Annotated in this window: 6 protein-coding genes and 1 pseudogene; all 7 read left to right on the top strand. The window is 67.0% G+C overall.

Annotated features, from left to right (window positions below):
* Positions 1–142: pseudogene (gene sdhB, locus LWW96_RS12615) on the top strand (succinate dehydrogenase iron-sulfur subunit); the annotation flags it as partial.
* A gap of 31 nt (positions 143–173) precedes the next feature.
* A complete protein-coding gene (locus tag LWW96_RS12610) occupies positions 174–509 on the top strand; it encodes a succinate dehydrogenase assembly factor 2 (RefSeq protein WP_291487507.1) in 336 nt (111 codons plus the stop codon).
* Between the two features lie 63 nt (positions 510–572).
* Positions 573–1,883, top strand: a complete 1,311-nt coding sequence (locus tag LWW96_RS12605; RefSeq protein WP_291487504.1) for a citrate synthase — start codon at positions 573–575, stop codon at positions 1,881–1,883.
* Between the two features lie 238 nt (positions 1,884–2,121).
* Positions 2,122–2,388: a metal/formaldehyde-sensitive transcriptional repressor gene (locus LWW96_RS12600; RefSeq protein WP_291487502.1), complete on the top strand. Its 267-nt coding sequence runs from the start codon at positions 2,122–2,124 to the stop codon at positions 2,386–2,388.
* A 60-nt stretch (positions 2,389–2,448) separates the two neighbouring features.
* On the top strand, positions 2,449–3,564 hold the full coding sequence (locus LWW96_RS12595) for an S-(hydroxymethyl)glutathione dehydrogenase/class III alcohol dehydrogenase (protein ID WP_291487500.1): 1,116 nt from the start codon (positions 2,449–2,451) through the stop codon (positions 3,562–3,564).
* Between the two features lie 182 nt (positions 3,565–3,746).
* On the top strand, positions 3,747–4,604 hold the full coding sequence (gene fghA, locus LWW96_RS12590) for an S-formylglutathione hydrolase (protein ID WP_291487498.1): 858 nt from the start codon (positions 3,747–3,749) through the stop codon (positions 4,602–4,604).
* Between the two features lie 72 nt (positions 4,605–4,676).
* Positions 4,677–6,395 carry a phosphoethanolamine--lipid A transferase gene (locus LWW96_RS12585; protein ID WP_291487496.1) on the top strand — a complete coding sequence of 573 codons (1,719 nt, stop codon included), beginning with the start codon at positions 4,677–4,679 and terminating at the stop codon, positions 6,393–6,395.
* Positions 6,396–6,499: the final 104 nt, after the last annotated feature.

Below are 6,499 nucleotides of genomic sequence, written 5' to 3'. Positions count from 1 at the left end.
GCGCCTGGACAACCTGGAAGACCCGTACCGCCTGTTCCGCTGCCACACCATCATGAACTGCGTGGACGTGTGCCCCAAGGGCCTGAACCCCACGATGGCGATTGGCAAGATCAAGGAACTGATGGTGCGCCGCGCCATCTGACCCAGATCAGGCCCGCAACGGCAGGACGGCCATGCAAGCCCCTCTTTCCACTCCCTCTCCCGCTGCACCGCTGGCGGCGGCCTCGCCGCTGCTGGACGAGCGGGAGCTGAGCAAGCTGCGCTGGCGCTGCCGGCGCGGCCTGCTGGAGAACGATCTGTTCATCGAACGGTTCTTCGCCCGCTTCGAGTCCACGCTGACCCAGCGCCATGCGCAAGGGCTGCGCAGCCTGATGGACCTGGCGGACAACGACCTTCTGGACCTGTTGCTGCGGCGGCGCGAGCCCACCGGCGATCAGAGCTCAGAAGAGGCGCACGAAGTGCTCGACATGCTCAGAGATTGCGCCGGCGCGCCACCCCTGCCCGCCTGACGCCCCCAGCGACCCGCGCCCCAGACCGGATTCACATCGGCAACCTACCCAAGGAAAGTAACAATGAAGCTAGCTGACAACAAAGCCACCCTGTCGTTCAGTAACGGCAGCCCCAGCGTGGACCTGCCGGTCTATCAGGGCAGCATCGGCCCGGACGTCATCGACATCCGCAAGCTGTATGCGCAGACGGGCATGTTCACCTACGATCCGGGCTTCCTGTCGACGGCAGCGACCCAGTCCGCCATCACGTACATCGACGGCGACAAGGGCGAACTGCTGTACCGCGGCTACCCCATCGAGCAACTGGCCACGCAGTGCGACTACCTGGACACCTGCTACCTGCTGCTCAACGGCGAACTGCCCAACGACGGCCAGCGCACCGACTTCCACAAGCTCGTGACCAACCACACCATGGTCAACGAGCAGATGCAGTTCTTCCTGCGCGGCTTCCGCCGCGACGCCCACCCCATGGCCGTGCTGACCGGCCTGGTGGGTGCCCTGTCGGCCTTCTACCACGACAGCACGGACATCAACAATCCGCAGCACCGCGAGATCGCCGCCATCCGCCTGATCGCCAAGATGCCCACGCTGGTCGCCATGGCCTACAAGTACGGCATGGGCCAGCCCTACATGTACCCGCAGAACCACCTGAGCTACGCCGGCAACTTCCTGCGCATGATGTTCGGCACGCCCTGCGAAGAGTACAAGGTCAACCCCGTGCTGGAACGCGCGCTGGACCGCATCTTCATCCTGCACGCCGACCACGAGCAGAACGCATCGACCTCCACCGTGCGCCTGTGCGGCTCGTCGGGCACGAATCCGTTTGCCGCCATCGCAGCCGGCGTGGCCTGCCTGTGGGGCCCTGCCCACGGCGGCGCCAACGAAGCGGCCCTGAACATGCTGCATGACATCCAGGCCCAAGGCGGCGTGGAGAAGATCGGCGAGTTCATCAAGCAGGTCAAGGACAAGAACAGCGGCGTCAAGCTCATGGGCTTTGGCCACCGCGTGTACAAGAACTACGACCCCCGCGCCAAGCTCATGCAAGAGACTTGCAATGAAGTGCTGGCCGAGCTGGGCCTGGAAAACGACCCGCTGTTCAAGCTGGCCAAGGAACTGGAGAAGATCGCCCTGGAAGACGAATACTTCGTCTCCCGCAAGCTCTACCCCAACGTGGACTTCTACTCCGGCATCGTGCAGCGCGCCATCGGCATCCCCGTGAACCTGTTCACCGGCATCTTCGCGCTGGCCCGCACCGTGGGCTGGATCGCCCAGCTGAACGAAATGATCGGCGACCCCGAGTACAAGATCGGCCGCCCCCGCCAGCTGTTCAGCGGCTCCGAACGCCGCGACGTGCCCCCGCTGGCCAAGCGCTGATCGCCGCGCAGGGGGACCGACAGTTTTCGCGCCGTCGGCCTCCCAACCCTCCCCAAAGCCCGCAGGCCCTGCCTGCGGGCTTTTTTCATGCGGCCAAGCGATCCATCAGAGGACGTGCATGCTTGTACCCCCCCCTAGTAACCATGGTTTTTTCCACGCTGGCGCACAAGACAAGCGCACTGCTTCGTTATACTGCCGCCCAGTACCCAGCGTTTTGCACGGACGCCGTCCTCCCGCCATGCCCCACACCGCCGAAGACAAGCAACGCGCCATCACGCGCCTGCGCCGCATCAAGGGCCAGGCCGAGGCGCTGGAGCGCGCCGTCGAGGCGGGCAGCGACTGCGCCCCCATCCTGCAACAGTTGGCCGCCCTGCGCGGCGCGGTGCACGGGCTGATGGCCGACCTGCTGGACAGCCACGTGCGCGAGACACTGACCGCCCAGCCGGCGCCCTCGCAGGCCGCCATCGACGAAACGCTGGCGCTGCTGCGCTCGTACCTCAAGTAGCGCCACCCGCCAGCCTGCCCTTTTTTCTCTTTACCGTCCCGACTTCCAAGGAGCCTCCCCATGAAATCCCGTGCCGCCGTCGCCTTCAAAGCCGGAGAACCCCTGCAGATCGTCGAGATCGACGTGGCCCCGCCCAAGAAGGGCGAGGTGCTCATCAAGATCACCGACACCGGCGTGTGCCACACCGATGCCTTCACCCTGAGCGGTGACGACCCCGAAGGCCTGTTCCCCGTGGTGCTGGGCCACGAGGGCGCGGGCATCGTGGTGGAGGTGGGCGAAGGCGTGACCAGCGTGAAGCCTGGCGACCATGTGATCCCGCTGTACACCGCCGAATGCGGCGAATGCCTGTTCTGCAAGAGCGGCAAGACCAACCTGTGCGTGGCCGTGCGCGCCACGCAGGGCAAGGGCGTGATGCCCGACGGCACCACGCGCTTCAGCTACAACGGCCAGCCCGTCTACCACTACATGGGCTGCAGCACCTTCAGCGAATACACCGTGGTGGCCGAGGTGTCGCTGGCCAAGATCCACCCCGACGCCAACCCCGAGCAGGTGTGCCTGCTGGGCTGCGGCGTGACCACGGGCCTGGGCGCCGTCAAGAACACCGCCAAGGTGCAAGAGGGCGACACCGTGGCCGTGTTCGGCCTGGGCGGCATTGGCCTGGCGGTGATCCAGGGCGCCCAGCTGGCCAAGGCCGGCCGCATCATCGCCGTCGACACCAACCCTGCCAAGTTCGACCTGGCCCGGGTGTTCGGCGCCACCGACTGTGTGAACCCCAAGGACCACGACAAGCCCATCCAGCAGGTGATTGTGGAGATGACCGGCTGGGGCGTGGACCACAGCTTCGAGTGCATCGGCAACGTCAACGTGATGCGCGCCGCGCTGGAATGCGCGCACCGCGGCTGGGGCCAGAGCGTGATCATCGGCGTGGCCGGCGCCGGGCAGGAGATCAGCACCCGCCCCTTCCAGCTCGTCACGGGCCGCAAGTGGCTGGGCACGGCGTTCGGCGGCGTCAAGGGCCGCAGCGAGCTGCCCGGCATGGTCGAAGACGCTATGGCCGGCAAGATCCAGCTCGCGCCCTTCGTGACGCACACCATGGGCCTTGCGGACATCAACCACGCCTTTGACCTGATGCACGAGGGCAAGTCCATCCGCTCCGTGGTCAAGTACGCAGCCTGACGCGCAGAGGGCCGCACGGCGTCAAAAAGCATAGCTGCCAGCGCTTGATAATGCTTGTCTTCAGATAGAAAACTCATTGAGAGCCAACAACACCAAGCGCAAGCAGCTATCAAAAGAAGAGTAGTCTCTTTGCCCCCGCTCCCGCCCTCTCCCCCTTGTCCCCTCTTTGGATCGGTATCGCCATGTCCACCCCGTTTGAACTCCTGGGCAGCCACGCCTGCTTTGGCGGCGAGCAGCGTTTTTACCAGCACGCTTCCACCACCATCGGCCTGCCGATGAAGTTTGCTGTGTACCTGCCGCCCCAGGCGCAGCAAGGCCCGGTGCCCGCGGTGCTGTACCTGGCGGGGCTGACCTGCACCGAAGAGACCTTCGTGGTCAAGGCCGGCGCCCAGCGCGTGGCGGCCGAGCTGGGCCTGGCGCTCATCGCGCCCGACACCAGCCCGCGCGGCGCCAACCTGCCCGGCGAGGCCGACAGCTGGGACTTCGGCGTGGGCGCAGGCTTCTACCTCGATGCCACGCAGCAGCCCTGGGCCCGCCACTGGCGCATGGAGAGCTATCTGCTGAACGAACTGCTGCCCCAGGTGGCCGCACAGCTGCCCGTCGACGGCGACCGGCTGGGCATCACCGGCCACTCGATGGGCGGGCATGGCGCGCTGACCCTGGCGCTGCGCCACCCCGGACGGTTCAAGTCGCTGTCGGCCTTCGCGCCCATCTGCGCGCCCACCCAATGCCCGTGGGGCGAAAAGGCGTTCACCGGCTACCTGGGCGCCGACCGCACCGCCTGGATCGAGCACGACGCCACCGTGCTCATGCAGCACCAGCCCGTGGCGCCCTACCCGGCCGGCATCCTCATCGACCAGGGTCTGGCCGACAAATTCCTGCCCGACCAGCTGCACCCGCACCTGCTGGAACAAGCCTGCGCCGCCCTGGGCCAGCCCCTGACCCTGCGCCGCCATGCGGGCTATGACCACGGCTACTATTTCGTGCAGACCTTCATGGCCGACCACCTGCGCCACCATGCTCAAACCCTGGGCCACTGAGGCCGCGGCGCAAAAAACCCTGCCCAGCGCGGGATAATTCGGCCTTAAGCCCCAACCCTGACACTGCGTCCCATGCCTTTGTTCCTGCAGCGCCTGCTGCGCATGCGCCCGGCTGCTGCGGACGCATCCTTCTCTCCCGCCTCGCCCGAAACCGCCCGCCACTGGCACCCCGCCTGGGTGGTGGTGCTCATCAGCGTCTGGCTGGCCACGGCCTGCAACGTGCCGCTGTGGCGCGAAGTGGCCCAGCTGCCCGGCCAGGGCAGCCTGCGCGGCTGGGGCTTCGCCCTGGCCTTCGCGCTCATCGTCGCAGCAGGCAATGCCGCGCTGCTCAGCCTGCTGGCCTGGCGCTGGACGCTCAAGCCCGCCGCCGCCGTGCTGGTGGTGATGGCCGCCTTCGGCGCGTACTTCATGCTGGCCTACGGCATTGCCATCGACGCCAGCATGCTGGTGAACGTGCTGCAGACTGACGTGCGCGAAGCCGGCGACCTGCTCAACTGGCGCATGGCGGCCACCGTGGGTGCCCTGGCCCTGCCGCCCCTGCTGTGGCTCTACCGCCGGCCCGTACAGCGCCTGGGCGCGCTGCGCCATGTGGCGCACAACGGCCTGCTGCTGGCGGGCAGCGTCGTGGTCATCGTGGTGAGCCTGCTGCTGGTGTTCCAGGACTTTGCCTCCACCATGCGCAACCACACCCGGCTGCGCTACCTCATCAACCCGCTCAACAGCGTGTACGCGCTGGGCAACATCGCCACCAAGCCCCTGCGCATGGACACCAGCAAGCTGCTGCCGCTGGGCCGCGACGCGCAACTGGGCGCCAGCTACGCCGGCCAGGCGCTGCCCCCGCTGCTGGTGCTGGTGCTGGGCGAGACGGGGCGCAGCGGCAACTTCGGCCTCAATGGCTACGAGCGCGACACCACCCCGCTGCTCTCGGCCCGCAAGGACCTGGCCAACGCCCGCAATGCCTGGTCGTGCGGCACCAGCACCGCGTCCTCGGTGCCCTGCATGTTCTCGCACCTCGGGCGCACGGGCTACGAGGGGCGCTCCGCCAACTACGAAAGCCTGATCGACGTGCTCCACCATGCCGGCCTGGCCGTGCTGTGGCTGGACAACCAATCCGGCTGCAAGGGCGTGTGCGACCGTGTGGGCGAAACCATCACCGGCAAGCTGGACGACCCCGCCCTGTGTCCGACCCCGGGCGAATGCCTGGACCGCATCATGCTCAAGGACCTGGACGCCCGCATCGCGGCCCTGCCGGCCGAGCAGCGCCAGCGCGGCACCGTGGTGGTGATGCACCAGATGGGCAGCCACGGCCCGGCGTACTCCAAGCGCTCGGCCGCCGAGCACAAGAAATTCCTGCCCGAATGCACCTCCAACGCCCTGCAGGAGTGCGACCGCCAGCAGGTGGTGAACGCCTACGACAACAGCATCGTCGAAACCGACGCCTTTCTGGATGGCGTGCTCCAATGGCTCTCAACGCAAGAGGGTAAAGCGCAGACAGCTATGATTTATGTAGCAGACCATGGTGAATCCCTGGGCGAGAACAACCTGTACCTGCATGGCCTGCCCTACAGCGTCGCGCCCGACGTGCAAAAGCACGTGCCCTGGATCACCTGGCTGTCGTCCGGCATGCAGACCCGTGCCGGCACGCCCACCGACTGCCTGCAGCGCGACCTGGCCGAGCGGCGCATCACGCACGACCACTATTTCCACTCCGTGCTGGGGCTGATGGACGTGAAGACCAGCGCCTACAACGCCGAGCTGGACCTGTTTGGCGCCTGCCGGAACAAGGGGTAGCGCGGCCTGGGGGCGGTCGGTGGGCGCGCCCGCCGCCAAGCCCACCTTCCGGCAGCGGCGCGCCCCCATGCTTCCCCCAATGCGCGCCTTTCGCGGCGGGCAGA

This window comes from Acidovorax sp. (assembly GCF_021287135.1).
Lineage (GTDB): Bacteria > Pseudomonadota > Gammaproteobacteria > Burkholderiales > Burkholderiaceae_C > Acidovorax.
Note: the sequence above shows the minus strand (reverse complement) of the source record. Positions and strands in the feature narration are given on the sequence as shown.

What these genes read in the sequence shown, in the direction of transcription:
- LWW96_RS12610 (WP_291487507.1), top strand. Translation starts at nt 174, where the DNA reads ATGCAAGCCCCTCTTTCCACTCCCTCTCCCGCTGCACCGCTGGCGGCG.
- LWW96_RS12605 (WP_291487504.1), top strand. Translation starts at nt 573, where the DNA reads ATGAAGCTAGCTGACAACAAAGCCACCCTGTCGTTCAGTAACGGCAGC.
- LWW96_RS12585 (WP_291487496.1), top strand. Translation starts at nt 4,677, where the DNA reads ATGCCTTTGTTCCTGCAGCGCCTGCTGCGCATGCGCCCGGCTGCTGCG.
- fghA (WP_291487498.1), top strand. Translation starts at nt 3,747, where the DNA reads ATGTCCACCCCGTTTGAACTCCTGGGCAGCCACGCCTGCTTTGGCGGC.
- LWW96_RS12600 (WP_291487502.1), top strand. Translation starts at nt 2,122, where the DNA reads ATGCCCCACACCGCCGAAGACAAGCAACGCGCCATCACGCGCCTGCGC.
- LWW96_RS12595 (WP_291487500.1), top strand. Translation starts at nt 2,449, where the DNA reads ATGAAATCCCGTGCCGCCGTCGCCTTCAAAGCCGGAGAACCCCTGCAG.